Here is an 18902-nt window from a genome sequence, read left to right as displayed (position 1 = left end):
ATCATGGCTAAAACGGCCCTATATAACAAACCGAAGCGCCGGTACCCGACGAACGGGCACCGACGCTCCGGTGAAATGTATTCAGTTGGTCGTGCAGCGAGGCTGCTTGTCAGACCGTGAAGCCGAGTGCGCGCAGTTGCTCGCGTCCGTCTTCGGTGATCTTGTCCGGTCCCCACGGCGGCAACCACACCCAGTTGATCTTCATGTCGGTACACAGATCGCTACGCACAAGTGCGCCGCGCGCCTGGTCCTCGATCACGTCGGTCAACGGGCACGCCGCCGACGTCAAAGTCATGTCGATCGTGACGACACCGTCGTCTTCGAAGAGTCCGTAGACCAAGCCGAGATCGACGACGTTGATTCCCAGTTCGGGGTCGACGACGTCGCGCATCGCTTCTTCGAGTTCGTCGAGTCGCTCAGGCGACGGGACAGTGCCACTGCCCTGTGCGCCACCGAATTCCGCAGTGGAATCGGGATTCGGATTCACCGGAGCGCCGACCTCGGCGTCCTGCACTGGTTGTGTCTCGGTCATGATCCCTGTCCTTCAGTCGTGTCGACCAATTCACTGCTGCTGTCCGCCGTCGTCACAGCACTGCCGTCGACAATCTGGACTACAGCATCCTTGAATGCCATCCATCCGAGCAAGGCGCACTTCACGCGTGCCGGATACTTCGAGACACCGACGAACGCGATGCCGTCGCCGAGAACGTCCTCGTCCCCCTCGACGGTGCCCCGACTGCTCACCATCTCGTTGAACGCCGTCACCGTCTTCAGTGCGTCGGTGACCTGCATCCCGATGACGAGGTCGTTCAGCACCGACGTCGACGCCTGGCTGATCGAACAACCCTGCCCGTCGTACGAGACGTCGGAGACCGTTCCGTCCTCGGATATCTGGACGCGCAACGTCACCTCGTCGCCACACGTCGGGTTGACGTGGTGCACCTCGGCGCCGAACGGCTCACGGAGTCCGCGGCCGTGCGGATGTTTGTAGTGATCGAGGATCACTTCCTGATACATCTGCTCCATGCGCATGATTCAGTTCAACTCCCCTGCGACACCGAAAAATTCCTGCGCACGCTTGATCGCTGCAACGAGAACATCGATTTCCGCGGTGGTGTTGTAGAGCGCAAGCGACGCACGGGCCGTCGCAGCGACACCGAACTTACGATGCAGCGGCCACGCGCAATGGTGTCCGACGCGGATCGCGACGCCCTCGTCGTCGAGGATCTGTCCGAGGTCGTGGGCGTGAATACCGTCCACGACAAATGAAATCGCTCCGCCGCGGTTCTCGGACGTCTGCGGTCCGATGATGCGCAGACCTTCGATCGCCGACAACTTTTCGAGAGCAGCCTCCACCAACACGTGCTCGTGCGCAGCGACGGCGTCCATCCCGAAGGTGTTCAGGTAATCCACGGCAGCGCCCAGTCCGACCACCTGTGAGGTCATCGGTACGCCGGCTTCGAAACGCTGAGGCGGCGGCGCGTAGGTGCTGACCTCCATGGTGACCGTCTCGATCATCGACCCGCCGGTGATGAACGGAGGCATCGCTGCCAGCAGTTCACGACGGCCGTAGAGAACTCCGACCCCCGAAGGGCCGAGCATCTTGTGGCCCGAGAACGCCGCGTAGTCCACTCCCAGTTCGTGGAAGTCGACGGCCATGTGAGGCACCGACTGGCACGCGTCGAGCACGACGAGTGCACCGACGGCGCGTGCTCGTCGCACCAATTCCTCGACGGGCGCGATCGCGCCGGTCACGTTGGACTGGTGGGTGAACGAAACGACCTTCACCGCGTCTGTCAGCTCCAGCGAATCGAGATCGATCCGGCCGTCGTCGGTGACGCCGTACCACTTGAGCGTCGCACCGGTTCGGCGCGCAAGTTCCTGCCAGGGAACGAGGTTGGCGTGGTGTTCGAGTTCGGTGATGACGATTTCGTCGCCAGGACCGACATGGCGGTCGAAGCGATCGTCCCCGAGAACGTAGGTCACCAGATTGAGAGCCTCGGTGGCGTTCTTGGTGAACACCAACTCGTCCGAATCCGCGCCCACGAAAGAAGCGATGGTGGCGCGAGCATTCTCGTACGCGTCCGTCGCCTCTTCTGCGAGCTGATGAGCACCCCGGTGTACTGCCGCGTTACACGTGGTCAGGAAGTCCCGTTCGGCATCGAGAACCTGGACCGGACGCTGCGAGGTAGCGCCGGAATCCAAGTACACCAAAGGTTTTCCGTCGCGCACGGTTCGCGCCAGGATCGGGAAGTCGGCCCGAACCGCTGTGACGTCGAGCTCGCGCACCGAGGTGGTCATCGTGATTACGCTCCCTGGGTAGCTGCGGTGTCCGCGGTGAAACGAACGTAGCCGTTGGTCTCGAGCTCGTCGGCCAACTCCGGTCCACCGGACTCGACGATGCGGCCACCGACGAACACGTGAACGAAGTCGGGGTTGATGTAGCGCAGAATGCGCGTGTAGTGCGTGATCAGCAGAACGCCGCCGTTCTCGCGCTCCTTGTAGCGGTTGACGCCTTCGGAGACGGTGCGCAGAGCGTCGACGTCGAGGCCGGAGTCGGTCTCGTCGAGGATCGCGATCTTCGGCTTGAGCATGCCCAACTGCAGGATCTCGTGGCGCTTCTTCTCGCCACCGGAGAAGCCTTCGTTGACCGAGCGCTCGATGAACGAGGGATCGATCTCGAGCTCGCTGAGGGCTTCCTTGACTTCCTTGACCCAGTGGCGAAGCTTGGGAGCCTCGCCTCGCACGGCCGTGGCGGCGGTGCGCAGGAAGTTGGACATGGAAACGCCGGGAACCTCGACGGGGTACTGCATTGCCAGGAAGAGCCCGGCACGTGCACGCTCGTCGACGCTCATTGCGAGGACGTCTTCACCGTTGAGGGTGATGGAGCCGGATGTGACCTGGTACTTGGGGTGACCGGCGATGGCGTACGACAGAGTCGACTTGCCGGAGCCGTTGGGGCCCATGATCGCGTGGGTCTCGCCGGAGCGGACCGTCAGGTCGACGCCCTTGAGGATCTGGATGGGCTCGGCGTTGGCATCGGAGTTGGCGACCTCGACGTGCAGGTCACGAACCTCGAGGACCGAGGTGGTGGTGTTGTCACTGGTAGACATGAAATTCCTTCAAGATGAGGCGGGCGAGCGTAGCGACGGGGTGGTGTCGCAGGCGGGGCGGTCAGGAGCCGACGGCTGCAAGTTCGGCTTCGACTGCGGCTTCGAGGCGATCGCGCACCTCGGGAACAGCGATCTTGTTGATGATTTCGTGGAAGAACCCACGTACGACCAGACGACGAGCCTGATCCTCCGGGATACCACGAGCACGCAGGTAGAACAGCTGCTCGTCGTCGAAACGTCCCGTTGCACTTGCGTGGCCGGCTCCGACGATCTCACCGGTCTCGATTTCGAGGTTCGGAACCGAGTCGGCGCGGGCGCCGTCGGTCAGCACCAGGTTGCGGTTGAGCTCGAACGTGTCGGTGCCCTCCGCTGCGGCGCGGATGAGAACGTCGCCGATCCACACGGTGTGCGCGTCGGGCTTGCCGGATCCGGGATCGCCCTGAAGCGCACCCTTGTAGACCACGTTGGACTTGCAGTTGGGCTGCGAATGATCCACCAGCAGACGCTGTTCCAGATGCTGGCCGGCGTCGGCGAAGTACAGGCCGAGCAGTTCGGCGTCGCCGCCCGGTCCGTCGTACTTGACGGTGGCGGACAGGCGAACCAGGTCGCCGCCCAGGCTGATCGAGGTGTATCGAAGCACTGCGTCGCGGTTCAGGCGAGCGTGGTGTGACGTCACGTGAACTGCGTCGTCCGCCCAGTCCTGGATGGCCACCACGGTCAGCTGCGAACTGTCACCGAGAACGAATTCGATGTTCTCCGCGAAGGTTCCGCTGCCGCGCTGGTCGATCACGAACGTCGCCTTGGCGAACTGTGCCAGGTGAATCTGGGTGTGTCCGTAGGCGACGTTGTCGACTCCGGGGCCGGTCATGGTGACCACGACTGGCTTCTCGACCTCGACCTCGGCGCCCACCGAGATGACCGTTGCAGTCTCGAAGCTCGAATACGCCTGCGCTGCAATGCGATCAGCGGGAACGCCGGCTTTGCCCAGACGCGCGTCGTCACGGCCGACGGTCTCGACGGTGATGTCGCTTCCCCCGTCGACCTCGACGGTGACCTGTCCGTTGGCGACGGCGCTGCCGTCATGCAGTCCCCGGAGACGACGCAGCGGGGTGAACCGCCAGATCTCGTCACGTCCGCCGGGAACCTCGAATGCATTGACGTCGAACGAGGAGAACTGCTCGCCCTTGTTCGTGATAGGTGAGCCTGTGGCTGCACCCTTTACAGGAGCGGTCGGGTTCTCCCCGGCAACAGCTCCGATGACTCCGGTCTCTGGCGTGGTCACTAACCCACAGCCCCTTCCATCTGAAGTTCGATAAGGCGGTTGAGCTCGAGCGCGTACTCCATCGGGAGTTCCTTCGCGATGGGCTCGACGAATCCACGCACGATGGTGGCCATCGCCTCGTCCTCGGTCAGTCCGCGGCTCATCAGGTAGAAGAGCTGATCGTCACTGACCTTGGAGACGGTGGCCTCGTGACCCATGGTGACGTCGTCCTCGCGGATGTCGACGTACGGGTAGGTGTCGCTTCGGCTGATCTGGTCGACCAGCAGAGCGTCACACTTGACGGTCGACTTGGAGCCGTGGGCACCCTTGTTGACCTGCACCAGACCGCGGTACGACGCACGTCCGCCACCACGGGCGACAGACTTGCTGATGATGGTCGAGGACGTGTGCGGCGCGAGGTGGAGCATCTTGGCGCCGGTGTCCTGGTGCTGGCCCTCGCCGGAGAACGCAACGGAGAGAACCTCACCGCGGGCGTACTCGCCCATCAGCCACACGGCCGGGTACTTCATGGTGACCTTGGAGCCGATGTTGCCGTCGACCCACTCCATGGATCCGCCTGCCTCGACCTTGGTGCGCTTGGTCACCAGGTTGTAGACGTTGTTGGACCAGTTCTGGATGGTCGTGTAGCGGCAGTGGCCGCCCTTCTTCACGATGATCTCGACGACGGCCGAGTGCAGTGAATCGGACTTGTAGATCGGCGCGGTGCAACCCTCGACGTAGTGCACGGAGGCATCTTCGTCGACGATGATCAGGGTGCGCTCGAACTGACCCATGTTCTCGGTGTTGATGCGGAAGTACGCCTGCAACGGGATGTCCACGTGGACTCCCGGCGGAACGTAGATGAACGAGCCACCGGACCACACGGCGGTGTTCAGCGCGGAGAACTTGTTGTCGCCGGCCGGGATGACCGATCCGAAGTACTCCTTGAACAGCTCCGGGTGCTGCTTGAGACCGGTGTCCGTGTCGAGGAAGATGACGCCCTGCTCCTCGAGGTCCTCACGGATCGAGTGGTAGACGACCTCGGACTCGTACTGAGCTGCGACGCCGGCAACGAGGCGCTGCTTCTCCGCCTCGGGGATGCCGAGCTTGTCGTACGTGTTCTTGATGTCCTCGGGCAGGTCTTCCCACGACTCGGCCTGCTTCTCGCTGGACCGGACGAAGTACTTGATGTTGTCGAAGTGAATACCTTCGAGGTCGCTGCCCCAGTTCGGCATCGGCTTCTTGTCGAAGGTGCGCAGCGCCTTGAGGCGGATGTCGAGCATCCACTCGGGCTCGCTCTTCTTGGCGGAGATGTCCCGCACGACAGCCTCGGACAACCCGCGCTGCGCGCTGGCTCCGGCTTCGTCGGAATCGGACCAGCCGTAGCCGTAATGACCGAGGGACGCGATGGTCTCTTCCTGCGTGAGCGGCTCGGTGCCTGCTGCCGCAGTGGTAGTCGCCTGGTCTGATGTGACGGTCATGCGAGCTCCTTCCGGAGTCTTGTTTCTTGACGGCTGCTCGGGTTCAGCGAGGGCTGGTCGCTGTGGTCGAGCAGTTCTGACTTTGAAGAACTAGCTGAAAAATCTCAATTCGAACGCTGCACGGCGGCAACGCTCGGTAGAACACTGTGGTCCGGTCATCTACTCCCGGTGGACACGAGGGGCACGTGCGTCGTGCAGGCGCAGTCACCGTTGGCGATGGTCGCCAGACGCTGGACATGAGTCCCGAGCAATTGCCGGAATGCTTGCTGCTCTGCCTCGCACAGTTCCGGAAACTCTTCTGCCACATGGGAAACCGGGCAATGGTGTTGGCAGATCTGCACGCCGTTGCCGACTGGCCGGGTCGACGCTGCGAACCCCACCGCGTTGAAGGCTTCGGCGATTGCGTCCGCTGTCGCCTCGACGTTGTCGACATCTGTCGGATCAGCCGGTTCGACGTCTCCGACGATCGCCTGGACCCGACGCTTGGCGAACTCCTCGATTGCCGCGTCTCCGCCGATTTCACGGAGTTGCCGCATCGCGGCTCCCGCCAGATCGTCGTAGGTGTGGCCGAGGCGGCCGCGACCGGTCGCGGTGATCTGGAACTGCTTGGCGGGACGACCTCGTCCGCGCTGACGCAGCGACGACGCCGAAGCGGTACGGGCTTCGCCGGACTCGATCAACGCATCCAAGTGACGTCGGACACCTGCGGCACTCAAACCGAGGCGTGTGCCGATTTCGGAGGCGGTAATGGGGCCTTCTTCGAGTAGCAGCTTGACCACTGCCGCCCGCGTCTGACCTTCGACGCTCACCGTCACCGGATTTGCGGCAGCACTCGGCGAGGCCGCTACAGTGGGCTGACCTGCAACTTCCTTGCTTCGTGGGTCTGACGCATTTCTTTTCACAACACAAGTGTGACGGAATTCTTTTCGCAGGTCTACTAAGGGCAACCTGCATTACATTCGGGAATATCCGGACAACCTACGTTGTTTGTGCTTGTCTGTCCGGCTGGATGGAGCCGCTACGCTGCCTGGTGTGCCGCAGACCCCCGAGAAGACGACGACCGCGCGATCGGCGCGCGCGATCCTGCTGGAAAAACCCAAGGCACTCGCGCTTTCCACAATCGGCGTTCGACCTTTCGGATCCGCTCCCCGGCAGAGTATGGCCGCGGTGCTGCACGGCGACGAGGACGAGCGCCCGGGCCTGAACGCGAAGGAAACCGCACAACTGCGAGGGATCCGCCGATTCGGCGCGACCGGCGCGGTCTTGATGGCAGTCGGAGCGCTCGGCGCCGGCGCACAACCCGTCCTGCAGAATCCGACCGCAGGACTTCGAGTCCTCAGCCTTCCCGGACGTATGCCGACGGTCTCACTCACCATGACGATGACCGGAACCGTGCTCGTCGTTCTGGCCTGGCTGATGATGGGCCGATTTGCAGTCGGGGACATACGCAGCCGTTCCGGCGCACCGCGGCGCATGACCCGTTCCCAGTTGGACCGCACACTCCTGCTGTGGATCCTGCCGCTCTCGGTCGCACCGCCGATGTTCAGCCGCGACGTCTACTCGTATCTGGCTCAAAGCGAAATCGCGGCCCGTGGACTCGATCCGTACGCCATCGGTCCCAAGGCGGCACTGGGTGTCGACCACGTTCTCACCCGCACGGTTCCGACGATCTGGCGCGACACCCCGGCTCCGTACGGACCGTTCTTCCTGTGGCTGGGACGCGGGATCAGCTCACTGACCGGCGACAACATCGTGGCCGGAATCTTCTTGCACCGCTTGCTCGCATTGGCCGGCGTCGCGCTCATCGTGTGGGCGATACCTCGACTGGCCAAGCGATGCGGTGTCTCTGCCGTCAGTTCGCTCTGGCTCGGTGCCGCGAACCCGCTGTTGCTCTTCCACTTGGTGGCCGGCATCCACAACGAAGCGCTCATGCTCGGGTTGATGCTCGCCGGAATCGAGATCGCCCTCCGCGCAGTCGAAGGGTCCGGGCCCATCCGTGGCCGAGCGCTGTTCTATCTCGTTGCGGGATCAGGTTTGATCGCATTGTCGTCGACCGTCAAAATTCCGTCCTTGCTTGCCTTGGGATTTGTCGGCATGGCCTTGGCTCGGCGTTGGGGTGGAACCTGGAAAGCCCTGGCGGGAGCCGCGATCCTCCTGGGCGTCGTTGCCGCTGTCGTCACGTTTGTCATCAGCGTGGCCAGTGGGCTCGGTATGGGTTGGATCAACACCCTCGACACCGCCACCGCAGTCCGGAGTTGGATGTCCATCCCGACGCTCCTGGGCGTCGGCACGGGATTGGCCGGTGTACTGCTCGGACTCGGCGATCACACGACGGCGATCCTCACGATCACGCGGCCCATCGCGACTCTCGTCGCCATGCTCGTCACCGCACGGATGATGATCTCGGTGTACATGGGCCGCATACACCCGGTCGGTGGACTCGGCATCGCACTCGGAGCGATCGTTCTCCTGTTCCCCGTTGTTCAGCCGTGGTACCTGCTGTGGGCGATCCTTCCGCTGGCCGCGTGGGCCACCGCACCGATTTTCCGCATCCCTGCCGTCGTTTTCACCTCGATCGTCAGCGTCATGTTGATGTCCAACGGCGCCGAATACCTTCCGTTCATGATCGTGCAGGCCGTCATCGCGACCATCCTCACCGCCGGAACGCTCATCGTCTTCACCCGCAATTCACTCCCCTGGCGTAGCGACAAGCCAGTAGCGGAGATCACGAAAGGCGGACCGGTAGACGAAGACAACTCGGCGGGGGCTTACGCTGATTCCCCGTGACCTCGAGAGCCTCCAGATCGTCGACGCCGGCGGTACAGATCCAGGGTGTCGTCAAGTCCTTCGACGGTGTTCGAGCCGTCGACGGTATCGATCTCACTGTCGAGACGGCCCAGGTCGTTGCCCTGCTCGGCCCCAACGGAGCCGGTAAGACAACCACCGTCGAGATGTGCGAAGGGTTTGTCACCCCCGATGCCGGCACGGTTCGAGTGCTCGGTCTCGACCCCATCGCCGACTCCGGTGAAGTCCGCTCACGAATCGGCGTCATGCTGCAGGGCGGCGGCGCGTACCCCGGGTCCAAGGCCGGGGAAATGCTCGACCTCGTGGCCGCATACTCGGCCGACCCGCTCGATCCCGCCTGGCTCCTTTCCAAACTCGGCCTCACCGATGCGCGCAAGACCCCGTACCGCCGTCTCTCCGGAGGCCAGCAGCAACGACTGTCCCTGGCGTGCGCGCTGGTCGGCCGCCCCGAATTGGTATTTCTGGACGAACCCACCGCTGGACTCGACGCTCAGGCGCGCCTGCTCGTGTGGGAACTCATCGACGCTCTGCGACGCGACGGCGTGAGCGTCCTGCTCACCACACACCTCATGGACGAGGCCGAAGCACTCGCCGACGAACTGGTCATCATCGACCACGGCAAGATCGTCGCATCGGGAACGCCGGCCGAGGTCACCAGCAAGGGCGCCGAAGGACAACTCCGTCTGACGACGGTTCCCGGTTTGAGCCTCGATTCGCTGGCCGGTTCACTCGCCGGGTTCCGCATCGAGGAATCCAACCCAGGCACCTACGTCGTCGAAGGTGCAATCGATCCGGCAACCGTGGCAACAGTTGCGACGTGGTGTGCCGATCAGGACGTGCTGATCAACGACATTCGCGTCGATCAACGGAGTCTGGAAGACGTCTTCCTCGAATTGACGGGCCGGGAACTGAGGGGATGACGGAGATCAAGGTCATGAACGAAACAGCGTCGAACGGCCAGAGCAGTCCCATCAGCGTTGCCCGAGACCGGCGGCTCGCCGAGAACCGCTTCGAGCCAGGCACCTTCTCGCCGGATCCCCGCCCCAATTCGGCGGCCAAGATGCTGGCGGCGCAGACCAAACTGGAGCTGACACTTCTGCTCCGCAACGGTGAGCAATTGCTGCTCACCATGTTCATCCCGATCACCCTGCTCATCGGACTGTGTCTACTTCCGATCGGCGATTTGGGCGATTCTCGGGTCGATACCGTGCTCCCCGGTGTCATGATGGTTGCCGTGATGTCGACGGCGTTCACCGGACAGGCCATCGCCGTCGGATTCGATCGCCGATACGGCGCGCTCAAACGACTCGGTGCAACGCCTCTACCGCGGTGGGGAATCATCGCAGGCAAGAGCGCTGCCGTCATCATCGTCGTGGCGCTGCAGTCGCTGTTGCTCGGCGCTATCGGTTTGGCGTTGGGGTGGCGTCCGTCGTTCGTCGAACTTGTACTCGGCGCAGTGGTCATTGCCATCGGTACTGTCACATTTGCAGCGCTTGGCCTGCTGCTCGGCGGTACATTGCGAGCAGAAATCGTTCTCGCGCTCGCCAACGTCCTGTGGTTCATCATGGTGGGCATCGGCAGTGTGGTCTTCGCCAGCGGTGAACTCCCGACCGCTGTTCACACGCTGGTGCGCATTGTTCCGTCCGGCGCCCTGGCACACGCACTCGAAGCGGCCCTCGACACCTCGATGGACTGGTTCTCGATTCTCGTACTTCTCGTCTGGGCCGCAGTGGCCGGAGTCTGCGCAGCAAGGTGGTTCAAGTTCACGTGAGTACACGACGGACAGCTCAGATCGTCGGCTGTGTGGCCGCAACAGTGATGTTGTGTGCCGGACCCGCAACGGCGACCCCTTCGGTGTCCGGTCCACTCGCACCTGCAAATCCGCACCTCGGTCCCGTCGGTACTTCCACCATGCACGGTGACGCGGGCTCGTCCGACGTCACGCCGCTGCCTGGTCCAGGAACCGGCCCACACGAGGTGACAGCTTTCCCGATGATGGCCGCCTGCCCGACGGTCCTCCAGGGGTCCGACGGCATGATCGTCTCGCTCTGCACGACGATGATCGGCCAGATCCCGACCATCCATTTGATCGATCCGAAGGCCGACGCCACACCCTTGGGACGGTCGGTCGCGCAACTGCCGCTCGCGAAGGGCAGCCTGCTCGGCGGCGTCTACGCCTACCTCGACAACGAGAACCGTCTCGTAGCCGTCGACGGAAACCGTCAACTGGTCCGCATTTCCCATGCGCAGAATCCGGACGGCAGTTGGCGGCTGGAACTCGCGGATGTCATCGATCTCAGTGGTGCGGTTGCCGCCGACGACAACGTCACCGGCCTCGCTCCGGATTGGGACGGCAATGTCTGGTTCGCCACGGGGCACGGCACCGTCGGGTACGTCGGCGCGGATCGAATCGCGCACAGCATTGCGCTCCCCGAGGGTGAGCAGGTGCAGAACAGCATCTCCACCTCCCCGACGGGCACTGCCGTCGCAACGACCCACGCGCTTTACCAACTGAAGCGAAGTGGCGACGAAGTCGTCATCGACTGGCGTCAGCCGTACGACCGAGGGCCGGCCCGCAATCCGGGTCAGCTCAGCTGGGGAACCGGATCGACTCCGACGTACTTCGGCCCGTCGACGGGCAGCGATTTCTTGACCATCGTCGACAACGCCCACCCGACAGTGAGCTTGCACGTCTATCGCGCTGACACGGGCGCCGAGGTGTGCACGCAGCCGGTGTTGTCCGCGGCCAGCAAGGACGGCTCACCGAGTGGCAGCGAGAACTCCCCCGTCGGCATCGGTCATTCGGTCTACGTGGCCGGCACTTACGGATACCCGTACCCCACGACTCCTGAAGGTGCCGGTCCAGCGGTCCCCGCCACGGCACCCTTCAACGGCGGAATGACCCGGGTCGACATAGATCCGGTCGGCTGCCATGTCGTGTGGGACAACACGATTCGTAGCTCCGCGGTACCGCACCTCTCGACGGCGGACGGCTCGATCTACACCGTCACGCGGGACGGTAATCCGAGCACCTCTCCGCTCGACGGGTACTCGTTCGCGGTGATCGACTCGAAGGACGGGTCACAGATCGGTTCGACTCCGCTGCCGTCGACGATCCTCAACGACACCCTGCAGATGTCGGCACTCATCACCGAGTCGGGCGAGTACTTCCAGGGAACGATCTCGGGAATCGTGCGCGTTCGCGCGAACTGACGCGAGCTGGTCCCGACGACGCGGGGCAGCTCGCTTCGCGCCTGCTTCAACGCCTGCCCCCAACGACACTGTGTAGTTGATGGGGAACTACGATCGTTGGCGTGGTGAATCGTGTGTATGCCGGATTTTTACGCTTGGTGGATCGACTACCTCTCCCCTCGCTGAAAACGCAGAAAATCATCGCGTTCATCGTGATCCTGACGCAGGGCGGCATCGCTGTCACCGGCGCGGTGGTGCGCGTGACGGACTCGGGACTCGGTTGCCCGACGTGGCCGCAGTGCTTCCCCGGTAGCTTCGTCCCGGTCGGCCACGGACAGGTCGCGGTGATTCACCAAGCCGTCGAGTTCGGCAACCGCCTACTCACGTTCCTGGTCGTCATCGTCGCTGCCGCAATCGTGCTCGCGGTGACTCGCGCTCGCCGCCGCAAAGAGGTGCTTGTCTACGCCTGGATGATGCCGCTCGGCACTGTCGTTCAGGCAGTGATCGGCGGTATCACCGTCCTCACAGGTCTCCTGTGGTGGACGGTCGCCATTCACTTGGTTGCGTCGATGCTGATGGTCTGGGTTGCCACGGTGATGTACGCGAAGATCGCGGAACCCGACGAGGCAACAACTCTGGTCGTGATGCCGAAGCCGCTGCGCTGGCTTACCGCGCTGTCAGGTGTCGCGCTCGCCGGCGTATTGGTCGCCGGAACTCTCGTGACGGGTGCAGGTCCCCACGCGGGCGACAAGGGCCTGGACCGCACGGTTCCGCGCCTGGAGGTCGAGATCGTGACGCTTGTTCATCTGCACTCACAGCTGCTGGTCGGATATCTCGCGCTGGTCGTGGGTCTGACATTCGGTCTATATGCGGTCGGGACATCTGCGGCCGTGAAGATCCGTCTGAAGGTCCTGCTCGGACTGATCCTCGCCCAAGCGCTCATCGGGGTCGTGCAGTACTTCACCGATGTGCCGGAAGTTCTGGTGATCATGCACGTCGCCGGTGCAGGACTGTGCACGGCTGCGACCGCAGCAGTTTGGGCTGCGGGTAAGACCCGCCAGTACACGCCGACCGATTCGCCGATACCGGCTCTCTGACGCTTCAAGACACGTGTGGGGCGTAGGAACACCAAGAGGTGTTCCTACGCCCCACACGTCATTTCAGGCTTCGTTGCGTGCTTTCGGGAACCGGGTCTGGTTGGCGACCCAACCGGCCATCTTCTTGAAGTGGCCTTCCTGGGGGGTGACGATGCTCGTCAGCTCACGCTCCCACTCGGCAACGGTGACGGTGTCGAACGACGCAACGACGGCATTGGCCGTGGCGAGGTCCTCGACAACCTGATCACCGAGGATGCCGTCGGCACCCACGAGAGTGATGCGAACGCCGGCCAGGCCGACCGGCTGAATGACGGCGCTGGCGGAGCCGCCGTGCTCGGCGACGAACTTGGTGATGGCGTTCACCGTGGACTTCGGCAGTTCCGGCGCGGACGGGGTGGCGTCCGACTTCTCGGTATCGGTGCTCATGACTCGACAATACTGGTCGGTAGCCCGGAAGCGACACCAGGCATGGACTGAGCGTCGGCCGTCCCGGGTGTAGAACAGAAACCATGCGAGCCATCTACGTGACCGAGACCGGCGGACCAGAGGTTCTGACTCTGACCGAACAACCCGAACCGACACCCGGCCCAGGCGATCTACTCGTCAGGACCGAAGCGATCGGCATCAATTTCATCGACACGTATTTCCGAATGGGCCAGTACAAGCGCCCGCTCCCCTATATTCCCGGCGACGAGGGCAGCGGCGTCGTCGAAGCTGCCGGTTCCGACGTCACCGAATTCGCCGTTGGTGACCGTGTCGCGTGGGCGGCCGCCACGGGCAGCTACGCCGAGAAGGTGGCTGTTCCCGCCGCAGTCGCGGTGAAGGTGCCCGACGGTGTCCCGGCATCGGCCGCAGCGTCGGCGCTCCTGCAGGGGATGACGGCGCACTACCTCGCTAAGTCGACGTATCCGATCCAGAGCGGCGACACCGTGCTCGTGCACGCGGGCGCGGGCGGCGTCGGGTTGATCCTGACGCAGATGGCCGTCAGCCTCGGGGCGAAGGTCATCACGACTGTGTCGTCGGATGCGAAGGAAGAACTCTCGCGCGGCGCCGGTGCCTCGGAGGTCCTGCGGTACGACGAGGACATCGCAGCGAGAGTCCGGGAGTTGACCGGCGGCGAAGGAGTAGCGGCGGCATACGACGGCGTCGGCGCGACAACTTTTGATTCGAGCCTGGCTTCCGTCCGTATTCGCGGCACTGTCGCATTGTTCGGTGCGGCCAGTGGCCCGGTTCCGCCGGTTGATCCGCAGCGGCTCAATTCATCGGGTTCGCTGTTCCTGACGCGTCCGACGCTTGCGCATCACATTCGCACTCGTGAGGAACTGACCTGGCGTGCCGGCGATGTCTTCGACGCCATTGCGGCCGGGAAGCTCGATATTCGCGTCGGCGCCGAGTATCCCCTCGCCGACGCGGCAACAGCCCATCGGGATTTGGAAGGTAGAGCAACGACCGGGTCGATCGTTCTGATCCCCTAGCGAAGTGCTGTGCGCCTTTATTAACCGCCCGCGGTTAATAAAGGCGCACAGCAGAATCAGCTGAGCATGTCGCTGATCGTCTGGAGTCCGAGAACCGAGTCGACAGCGAGGCCGACGAAAACGATCGCAAGATAGTTGTTCGACTGCAGGAACAGGCGCAGCGGCTTGACCTGAGCACCGCCGCGAACGCTGCGGTACAGCTGATGAGCCATGAGCAGGAACCACGCACCGGCGACGATGGTGATTGCGGCGTAGATGACGCCCGACGCGGGGACGAGGACAAGCGTCGTGACGACCATCGCCCAGCTGTAGAACAGGATCTGCTTGGTGACGTGCTCCTCGGTGGCGATCACCGGAAGCATGGGAACGCCTGCCGCCTTGTAGTCCTCTTTGTATCGCATCGCGAGTGCCCAGGTGTGCGGCGGCGTCCAGAAGAAGATGATCAGGAACAGCACGACGGGCTGCCAGCTCAGTGACCCGGTGACAGCGGCCCAGCCTACGAGGACGGGCATACATCCGGCTGCGCCACCCCAGATGACATTCTGCCAGGTGCGACGCTTGAGAACCATCGTGTAGATGAGGACGTAGAACGCGATCGTGATCACGACGAGGATGCCGGCCAGGAGGTTGGCTCGCCACCACAGCCACAGGAACGACGCGAGTCCGAGAAGAAGGCCGAAGACGAGTGCGTTACGGGTCGGCACCGCCTCGCGGGCCAACGGACGCTTCGCGGTGCGCTTCATCACCTTGTCGATGTCGGCGTCGACGACGCAGTTGAGCGAGTTCGCACTCGCTGCGCCCATCCAGCCACCGAAGAGGGTGCTGAGGATCAGAACGATGTCGACCGTTCCGCGATCTGCCAGCAGCATTGCCGGAATGGTTGCCACCAACAGCAATTCGATAACTCGCGGCTTCGTGAGCGCGATATAAGCCAGAACCTTGCCCGTTGCGCGACCCCACACCGTATCGGTATTGGTCGCCCGCGGGGCGGCACCTGGGCTGCCGAAGCCATGTCCGCTCGGCTGTTGCCCTGTCCGCACGTTCTCTCCTTGCACCACGCGTTACCGCACTAACTGTTCACGACACACTGCTGACACTGTCCTCTACTACGAACGATGGTAGACCGCAGCCATTGAGGAACCGAATCGACCCGGACAGCCAGGACCATTAGGCTGGGTTACGCAGTGGAGGGACACCCCACCCTCGCAATCCACGTACACCATGTCAGGAGACATCTGCCAGTGTCGATCACAGACGAGATCCACGTCCTCACGCAACCCGTCCACCCCTCGGACTGGACCGACCTGGACACCAAGGCTGTCGATACCGCCCGCGTGCTCGCCGCCGACGCGGTTCAGAAGGTCGGCAACGGCCATCCCGGAACTGCAATGAGCTTGGCGCCGTTGGCATACACCCTCTTTCAGCGCATCATGCGCCACGATCCTTCGGATGCAGAATGGGTCGGCCGTGACCGCTTCGTTCTTTCCTGTGGCCATTCGTCCTTGACGCTGTACACCCAGCTCTACCTCTCGGGCTACGGTCTCGAGCTTGCTGACCTCGAAGCTCTCCGCACGTGGGGCGCACTGACCCCCGGTCACCCCGAGGTCGGCCACACCGTCGGCGTCGAGATGACCACCGGTCCGCTCGGCCAGGGCCTTGCGTCCGCAGTCGGCATGGCCATGGCTGCGCGTCGTGAGCGCGGGCTGTTCGATCCGGAGACCCCGGTCGGCTCCTCCCCCTTCGACCATCACATCTACGTGATCGCGTCCGACGGTGACATCGAGGAAGGCGTCACCTCCGAGGCGTCGTCTCTCGCGGGTGTCCAGGAACTGGGCAACCTGATCGTCTTCTACGACGACAACAAGATCTCCATCGAGCACGACACCGCCATCGCTCTCGGCGAAGATGTCGGAAAGCGCTACGAGGCGTACGGCTGGCACGTTCAGCACGTCGATGGCGGCGAGAACGTCTCCGGCATCCTCGACGCGGTTGCCGCAGCCAAGGCCGTCGTCGACCGTCCGTCCATCATCTTGCTCCGCACCATCATCGGTTTCCCGGCGCCGAAGAAGATGAACACCGGCGACGTTCACGGCTCTGCACTCGGTGCCGACGAGGTCGCCGCGGTCAAGGAAGCCCTCGGGTTCGATCCGAGCAAGTCCTTCGACGTCGACGCCGACGCTCTGGCTCACGCCCGTGAGGTCGTCTCGCGCGGAGCCGACGCACACAAGGCATGGCAGGTCGAGTTCGACGCGTGGGCCGCACGTGAGTCCGAGCGCAAGGAACTCTTCGACCGCCTGTTCGCCGGTGAGTTCCCTGCCGGCTGGGCCGACGCTCTCCCGACCTACGAGGCCGACGCCAAGGGCGTTGCGACTCGCAAGGCCTCCGGTTCGGCACTCAACGCGCTCGGACCGATCCTGCCCGAACTGTGGGGCGGTTCCGCCGACCTCGCCGGCAGCAACAACACCACCATCAAGGGCGCAGATTCGTTCGGCCCCTTCTCCATCTCCACCAGCGACTGGACTGCGCAGCCTTACGGCCGCACGCTCCACTTCGGTATCCGTGAGCATGCGATGGGCTCGATCCTCAACGGCATCGCGCTGCACGGGCCCACCCGCCCGTACGGCGGAACCTTCATGGTCTTCTCCGACTACATGCGTCCGGCGGTTCGCCTGGCTGCACTGATGAAGACTGCCGTCACCTACGTCTGGACCCACGACTCCATCGGTCTCGGCGAAGACGGCCCGACTCACCAGCCGGTCGAGCACCTCGCTGCTCTTCGAGCGATCCCGAACCTCGCCGTCGTCCGCCCGGGTGACGCCAACGAGACCTCGTTCGCATGGCAGGCAGCACTCGAGAACAAGACGGGCCCGACGGCTCTGGCGCTCACCCGCCAGGACATCCCGGTTCTCGAAGGCACCAAGGAGAAGGCTGCCGAAGGCGTCAAGCGCGGCGCTTACGTCCTCGTCGACGCTGCCAACGGTTCGCCCGAGGTCATCTTGCTTGCGACCGGTTCCGAACTGCATCTGGCCACCGAGGCTCGCGAGACCCTCGAAGCTCAGGGCGTCGCAACCCGCGTCGTTTCCGTGCCGTGCCTCGACTGGTTCCTCGAGCAGGATCAGGCGTACCGCGACGAGGTCATTCCGCCCGCCGTCCGCGCACGCGTGTCCGTCGAAGCCGGTATCGCAATGCCGTGGTGGCGCATCCTCGGCGACGCCGGTCAGGCCGTCTCGCTCGAGCATTACGGCGCTTCCGCCGATTACAAGACCTTGTACCGGGAGTTCGGCATCACCGCCGACGCGACTGTCGAAGCCGCGCAGCGCTCCCTCGCATCTGTGAAGGGATGATCTCGATGACACAGAACGTGAATACCGAAAAGCTCTCCGCTGCAGGCGTTTCCATCTGGCTCGACGACCTCTCGCGAGATCGCATCCAGTCCGGCAACCTGCAGAACCTGATCGACACGAAGTCGATCGTGGGTGTCACGACCAACCCGTCGATCTTCCAGGCGGCACTGTCCAAGGGCTCCGACTACGACGCTCAGGTTCGCGAGTTGGCCGAGCGCGGCGCCGATGTCGACGCCACCATCACGGCCGTCACCACCGACGACGTGCGCGCTGCGTGCGACATCCTGGCCCCGCAGTTCGAGGCATCGAACGGCGTCGACGGCCGCGTGTCCATCGAGGTCGATCCTCGTCTGGCGCACGACACCGACGCGACTGTCGCGCAGGCGATCGAGCTGCACAAGATCGTCGACCGCCCGAATGTCCTCATCAAGATCCCCGCAACGCTGGCCGGTATCCCCGCCATCGCCAAGGTGATCGGTGAAGGCATCAGCGTCAACGTCACTTTGATCTTCTCGGTCGAGCGCTACGAAGCTGTCATGGGCGCCTACCTCGACGGTCTGGACACCGCCAAGGCTGCCGGCCGCGACATCTCGTCCATCGAGTCGGTCGCCTCGTTCTTCGTCTCCCGTGTGGATTCCGAGATCGACAACCGCCTCACGGCGATCGGCACGCCGGAAGCTCTCCAGCTTCGCGGCAAGGCTGCACTCGCAAACGCTCGTCTGGCGTACAACGCGTACCAGCAGATCTTCGAGGTGCAGCCGCGCTTCCAGGCTCTCCTGGCCGATGGCGCCAAGGCTCAGCGCCCGCTGTGGGCGTCGACCGGCGTGAAGAACCCGGATTACCCGGACACGCTCTACGTCACCGAGCTGGTTGCGCCCAACACGGTCAACACCATGCCGGAGAAGACGCTCGACGCTCTCGCCGACCATGGTGAGATCACGGGCGACACGATTTCGGGCACCGCTCAGGACTCGCAGGTCGTCTTCGATCAGCTCGCAGCTGTCGGCATCGATCTTGCGGACGTGTTCAAGGTCCTCGAGACCGAGGGCGTCGACAAGTTCGAGGTGTCCTGGAACGAGTTGCTCGACGCAACTGCCGAGCAGCTTCGCGCAGCAACCCAGAAGAGCTGAGCCT

At 63.6% G+C, this 18902-nt stretch carries 17 protein-coding genes; 8 read left to right on the top strand and 9 right to left on the bottom strand.

Features of this window, described 5'->3' with window-relative positions; genetic code table 11:
- Window positions 1-109 precede the first annotated feature (109 nt).
- The 7 genes from GJB56_RS07570 to GJB56_RS07540 form a co-directional block, all read right to left on the bottom strand.
- Window positions 110-532, bottom strand: coding sequence for a metal-sulfur cluster assembly factor (locus tag GJB56_RS07570; RefSeq protein ID WP_003944963.1), 423 nt, complete (start codon window positions 530-532; stop codon window positions 110-112).
- Window positions 529-1032 carry a Fe-S cluster assembly sulfur transfer protein SufU gene (gene sufU / locus GJB56_RS07565; protein WP_003944894.1) on the bottom strand — a complete coding sequence of 168 codons (504 nt, stop codon included), beginning with the start codon at window positions 1030-1032 and terminating at the stop codon, window positions 529-531. The genes GJB56_RS07570 and sufU overlap by 4 nt, the downstream gene beginning before the upstream one ends.
- A 3-nt stretch (window positions 1033-1035) precedes the next feature.
- A complete protein-coding gene (locus GJB56_RS07560) occupies window positions 1036-2301 on the bottom strand; it encodes a cysteine desulfurase (protein ID WP_113683619.1) in 1266 nt (421 codons plus the stop codon).
- A gap of 5 nt (window positions 2302-2306) precedes the next feature.
- Window positions 2307-3113 (bottom strand): Fe-S cluster assembly ATPase SufC, encoded by an 807-nt coding sequence (gene sufC / locus GJB56_RS07555; protein WP_003944795.1) that lies wholly within the window; start codon window positions 3111-3113, stop codon window positions 2307-2309.
- 61 nt (window positions 3114-3174) lie between these two features.
- Entirely contained in the window at window positions 3175-4395 is a 1221-nt protein-coding gene (sufD, locus tag GJB56_RS07550; protein WP_020907733.1) for a Fe-S cluster assembly protein SufD, read from the bottom strand.
- Window positions 4395-5855: a Fe-S cluster assembly protein SufB gene (sufB, locus tag GJB56_RS07545; protein ID WP_003944799.1), complete on the bottom strand. Its 1461-nt coding sequence runs from the start codon at window positions 5853-5855 to the stop codon at window positions 4395-4397. The genes sufD and sufB overlap by 1 nt, the downstream gene beginning before the upstream one ends.
- A gap of 155 nt (window positions 5856-6010) precedes the next feature.
- The gene (locus GJB56_RS07540; protein WP_269455348.1) at window positions 6011-6757 is read right to left on the bottom strand and encodes a helix-turn-helix transcriptional regulator; all 747 of its coding nucleotides are present in this window, start codon (window positions 6755-6757) and stop codon (window positions 6011-6013) included.
- Between the two features lie 130 nt (window positions 6758-6887).
- On the opposite strand from GJB56_RS07540, the gene mptB reads away from it, so the two are divergent.
- The 5 genes from mptB to GJB56_RS07515 all read left to right on the top strand — a co-directional run bounded on the left by mptB (window position 6888) and on the right by GJB56_RS07515 (window position 12949).
- Window positions 6888-8642 (top strand): polyprenol phosphomannose-dependent alpha 1,6 mannosyltransferase MptB, encoded by a 1755-nt coding sequence (gene mptB, locus GJB56_RS07535; RefSeq protein ID WP_081329031.1) that lies wholly within the window; start codon window positions 6888-6890, stop codon window positions 8640-8642.
- The gene (locus GJB56_RS07530) at window positions 8639-9580 is read left to right on the top strand and encodes an ABC transporter ATP-binding protein (RefSeq protein ID WP_007727917.1); all 942 of its coding nucleotides are present in this window, start codon (window positions 8639-8641) and stop codon (window positions 9578-9580) included. The genes mptB and GJB56_RS07530 overlap by 4 nt, the downstream gene beginning before the upstream one ends.
- A 14-nt stretch (window positions 9581-9594) precedes the next feature.
- On the top strand, window positions 9595-10431 hold the full coding sequence (locus GJB56_RS07525) for an ABC transporter permease (protein WP_370333988.1): 837 nt from the start codon (window positions 9595-9597) through the stop codon (window positions 10429-10431).
- 47 nt (window positions 10432-10478) lie between these two features.
- A complete protein-coding gene (locus tag GJB56_RS07520; RefSeq protein ID WP_021344236.1) occupies window positions 10479-11873 on the top strand; it encodes a hypothetical protein in 1395 nt (464 codons plus the stop codon).
- A gap of 101 nt (window positions 11874-11974) precedes the next feature.
- On the top strand, window positions 11975-12949 hold the full coding sequence (locus GJB56_RS07515) for a COX15/CtaA family protein (protein ID WP_019748407.1): 975 nt from the start codon (window positions 11975-11977) through the stop codon (window positions 12947-12949).
- A gap of 63 nt (window positions 12950-13012) precedes the next feature.
- On the opposite strand, the gene GJB56_RS07510 is transcribed toward GJB56_RS07515, so the two are convergent.
- A complete protein-coding gene (locus GJB56_RS07510; protein WP_019748406.1) occupies window positions 13013-13375 on the bottom strand; it encodes a hypothetical protein in 363 nt (120 codons plus the stop codon).
- Window positions 13376-13458: 83 nt separating this feature from the next.
- Between GJB56_RS07510 and GJB56_RS07505 the strand changes: the two genes are divergently transcribed.
- On the top strand, window positions 13459-14424 hold the full coding sequence (locus GJB56_RS07505; RefSeq protein WP_020907725.1) for a quinone oxidoreductase family protein: 966 nt from the start codon (window positions 13459-13461) through the stop codon (window positions 14422-14424).
- A 56-nt stretch (window positions 14425-14480) separates the two neighbouring features.
- Here GJB56_RS07505 and GJB56_RS07500 read toward each other — a convergent pair whose 3' ends face one another.
- Window positions 14481-15464, bottom strand: coding sequence for a heme o synthase (locus tag GJB56_RS07500; protein ID WP_003944994.1), 984 nt, complete (start codon window positions 15462-15464; stop codon window positions 14481-14483).
- Window positions 15465-15665: 201 nt separating this feature from the next.
- Between GJB56_RS07500 and tkt the strand changes: the two genes are divergently transcribed.
- Window positions 15666-17768 (top strand): transketolase, encoded by a 2103-nt coding sequence (gene tkt, locus GJB56_RS07495; RefSeq protein WP_019748403.1) that lies wholly within the window; start codon window positions 15666-15668, stop codon window positions 17766-17768.
- Between the two features lie 5 nt (window positions 17769-17773).
- Entirely contained in the window at window positions 17774-18898 is a 1125-nt protein-coding gene (tal, locus tag GJB56_RS07490) for a transaldolase (protein ID WP_113683658.1), read from the top strand.
- Window positions 18899-18902 lie beyond the last annotated feature (4 nt).

The organism is Rhodococcus sp. AQ5-07 (genome assembly GCF_009707305.1).
In the GTDB taxonomy this organism is placed as follows: Bacteria; Actinomycetota; Actinomycetes; order Mycobacteriales; family Mycobacteriaceae; genus Rhodococcus_F; species Rhodococcus_F erythropolis.
The sequence above is the reverse complement of the archived record's forward strand: the minus strand, read 5'-3'. Positions and strand labels throughout refer to the sequence as shown.